This window comes from Nocardioides sp. P5_C9_2 (assembly GCF_054049555.1).
In genome coordinates this window covers 1-2,127 of record NZ_JBFUMD010000580.1, presented here as the reverse complement: position 1 = coordinate 2,127, position 2,127 = coordinate 1, and the positions used below count along the sequence as shown (strand labels likewise).

2 protein-coding genes and 1 pseudogene are annotated in these 2,127 nt (G+C 75.1%); 1 reads left to right on the top strand and 2 read right to left on the bottom strand.

The window, feature by feature from the left end; all coding sequences use genetic code 11:
* Positions 1–957: aminotransferase-like domain-containing protein (locus tag ACXJKL_RS19885; protein WP_457208726.1), on the bottom strand; the 957-nt coding region annotated here is incomplete at its 3' end.
* A 62-nt stretch (positions 958–1,019) separates the two neighbouring features.
* Between ACXJKL_RS19885 and yczE the strand changes: the two genes are divergently transcribed.
* The gene (gene yczE, locus ACXJKL_RS19880) at positions 1,020–1,763 is read left to right on the top strand and encodes a membrane protein YczE (RefSeq protein ID WP_457208725.1); all 744 of its coding nucleotides are present in this window, start codon (positions 1,020–1,022) and stop codon (positions 1,761–1,763) included.
* Positions 1,764–1,905: 142 nt separating this feature from the next.
* Here the strand turns inward: yczE and ACXJKL_RS19875 are convergent.
* Positions 1,906–2,127: pseudogene (locus ACXJKL_RS19875) on the bottom strand (DUF6297 family protein); the annotation flags it as partial.

Sequence of the window (2,127 nt, the reverse complement as noted above, 5' to 3'; positions counted from 1 at the left end):
CCGCAGGCCACCCCAGAACTGCTTGCTGGCGCTGCCGATCGTCACCGTGCCGGGCAGGTACGCCGCGAAGGGTGCCGGCATCACCTGGTCGTCCAGCGCCAGCGCCTGGTGCGCCTCGTCCACGACCGGCACCACCCGCGCGCGACGCAGGGCGGCGGCGTACTCCTCGCGCTGCGCGTCGCTCATCAGGCTGCCGGTCGGGTTCTGGAAGTCCGGGACGAGGTAGGCCAGCCGCGGCGCCGCCTGGCGGATGATCGCGGCGGTGGCGGCGATGTCCCACCCGCCCGGGTCGACGGGTGCGGGCACGAGGCGGGCGCTGCGGTGGCTCAGCGCCTGGGTGGCGTTGGGGTAGACGGGGTCCTCGACGACGACGCGATCGCCGGGGGCGGTGAGCGCCTGCGCGACGATCGCCGCCGCGCCCAGGGCGCCGGCGGTGATGATGACCTGCTCGGGCGTCGTGGGCAGACCGCGCTCGTCGTACGTCGCCGCGACGGCGGCCTGGAGGCGAGGCAGCCCGGCGGGGTAGTAGCCGTGGCTGGAGAGGTACGCCGGCAGCTCGCCCACCGCCGCGTCGTACGCCGCCGCGACGCCGGCCGGGGCGCTCGGTGCGGCGCAGTTGAGGTCGATGACGTCCGGGTCCTGCGACCACGGCGCGAAGACGCGGTCGGTGACCGACTCGGCCCGGAGCGGCAGCCTGGTGACGGTCCCGGAGCCACGCCGGGACTCGGCGTAGTCGCGCTCGCGCAGCTCGGCGTACGCCCGGGCGATGGTGGTGCGGCTGAGGCCGAGCGCGCTGGTGAGGTCGCGCTCGCTGGGCAGCCGGGTGGCCGCCGGGATCCGGCCCTCACCGATGAGCAGACGCAGCTGCTCGGCCAGCTCGACGTACAACGGGCGCTCGTCGGAGCCGAGCGGGCCGACGAGGGTGGCCACGCGGGCGGCGGTGATCGTGCGACTCATGCAGGCCACTGTCCCACGATTGGCCATCGAGAAGAAGGCCAATTCGCGGCAGACTGGACGTCATGAGCAGCACCACCGCCCCGCGCCTCCGTCCCGCCCTCCTCGACCTCGGCCCCGTCGCCCAGCTCCGCGCCGGCCGGCTCGGCCGTCGTCTGCCGCAGCTCCTGGTCGGCCTCGCGCTGTACGGCGCGTCGCTGGCCATGATGGTCCGCGGAGCGCTCGGCCTGTCCCCGTGGGACGTCCTGCACTCGGGCTTCATCCGGCACGTGCCGATGACGATCGGGCAGGCCGTCGTGCTGCTCAGCTTCGTCGTGCTGCTGCTGTGGATCCCGCTGCGCGAGAAGCCGGGCATCGGGACGGTGGCCAACGCGGTGCTCGTCGGGCTGGCCGCTGACGCGACACTGGCGGTGCTCGTCGAGCCCGACTCGCTGTGGCTCCGGCTCGCGCTGATGCTCGGGGGACTCGTCCTCAACGGACTGGCCACCGCGCTCTACATCGGCTCCCAGTTCGGCCGTGGACCGCGCGACGGGCTGATGACCGGCATCGCCCGGCGCACCGGGTGGTCGCTGCGCCTGGTCCGCACGGGTCTGGAGGTCACCGTCGTCGTGATCGGCCTGCTCCTGGGCGGGGCGCTGGGCCTCGGCACGGTGCTCTACGCCCTCGCGATCGGGCCGCTGGCCCAGCTCATGCTGCCCCGGTGGACGGTCGACCTGCCCCAGGCCGCCCCTCAGGCCGCCCCCCAGGACGACCCCCTGGCCGCCCCCCAGGACGACGCGACACGAGGACGACCAGCACCACGCCACTGATCGTCAGCGACACCCGCGGGCCCCACCCGGGGAAGAGCAGCGGCAGCCCGGTCAGCAGCCACACGTCCAGCCCGCGGAACAGGCTGCCCATGAGCCCGGTGGGTACGCCGCCCGCCGGGGTCGACACGAGCGGCTTGGCGTAGTCGGGTGGTGCCGCGGTGACCCAGCGCGCCGACGCGGCGAGCGCCGAGGCGGCGCAGGCCAGCGCCAGGACCGCCGTGTCGGCGGGGGCGCCGTCCGACAGGGCCCCGGCCGTCCCGGCCGCGTAGACCGCCATGCCCACGGCCGGGACCACGAGGTGGGCCGACCGGAGCGCCTGGTGGTCGAACGGCAGCATCCGGGCCAGGCCGTCGGTGCGCGTGAC